Source organism: Planotetraspora silvatica, from assembly GCF_016863315.1.
GTDB classification, from domain to species: Bacteria; Actinomycetota; Actinomycetes; order Streptosporangiales; family Streptosporangiaceae; genus Planotetraspora; species Planotetraspora silvatica.
This window is the reverse complement of sequence record NZ_BOOQ01000095.1, coordinates 1-1,126: the sequence shown is the minus strand read 5'-3', so window position 1 is coordinate 1,126 and position 1,126 is coordinate 1. Positions and strand designations below refer to the sequence as shown.

Genomic DNA, 1,126 nt, shown 5'->3' with positions numbered 1-1,126 from the left:
CGCGGCGGTCTCCGATGCGGGCCAATCCGCGGGCCTCTTGCAACGTCAGTTGAACCATGGCGCTGGACTGGCCGGCGATGGCCTGTCCGGTACGGGCGGCGGTGACGACATCCTCATATCGGCCTTCGACGAGGGCGAACCAGGCGGACATCTCGTGTGCCCATCCCATGAGTTCGCCGTGTCCGACTTGGCGGCCCATCTCGTAGGCGGCTCGTCGGGCGGTCTCGGCCTCCTCGCGCTCGCCCATGTCGTAGTGCACGCATCCGAGCAGGGCGGTAAGCCATCCGGTGATGACCAACAGTTCGCGGTGCTGGTCGAGCGTGATCCGGCCCGATAGGAGTCTCGTCACTTGGGCGAGGCGCTTTTGGGTGCGGTCTCGGAGCGTCGCGGCGGGAACGACGGGATAAGCGCGGCAGAGCAGATCGACGGCCTCGGCCAGGGCCTCAAGGGTGCCGGTTCCAACATCGGACGCTTGGAGCTGCTCGGCGAGTTCCATCGTGCCGTACAGGTCGGCCTCGGCCCGTAGCGCGTCCACGGGCATGACGCGGGCCTCGATCAGACGTCCCTCGGTGCGCCGAGATTGGGAGAACCCAAGCTCTTCGGGTTGTAACCCGGTGGCCTGAGCGAGCGCGTTGCGTTGGGGAGTGCGGGGCCACGAGACTTCGCCGGCCTCCCATCGGCGGATGCGTTCCTCGTCGATGGCCAGGTGTTCCTTGATGCCAACGGGTGTCTGGTTGATGCGTTCGGCGAGTTCGGCGCGGGTGAGCTGCTGGGCGTTGCGCCATGCACGGAGTTGGACGTTCGGGATGCTGTCGGGCATCTCGGGTCTTTCCTCCCGTCGGGGGGATCAAGAGGGGGGTAAGAGGGGGGCCTCTTGGGGGTCCTGCGGTTTCGCCATTGCCGGTGGACTTGCCATCAACCAACCACGGTACGTCAAGCGGCCTCCCAACAGAGGGAACGCCGAGCGAACGAGGAGATGGCGACGGTGACCCGGCCAGACGAGAACAGCGAGGCAAGACCCTGCCCTTCGTGTCGGGGACGTGGCGCCAAGCGGCGTCATTCGCGCCGTGAGCTTGTCATTGGCGGGACTAGCGGTGATCACGACTCGGGGGTGAGGGAGTGTCTC

At 66.5% G+C, this 1,126-nt stretch carries 1 protein-coding gene; it reads right to left on the bottom strand.

The window, feature by feature from the left end; genetic code table 11:
• A partial coding sequence (locus Psi02_RS39740; protein ID WP_203981086.1) for a helix-turn-helix domain-containing protein occupies positions 1–820 on the bottom strand: 820 nt, incomplete at its 3' end.
• Between the last annotated feature and the right edge of the window lie 306 nt (positions 821–1,126).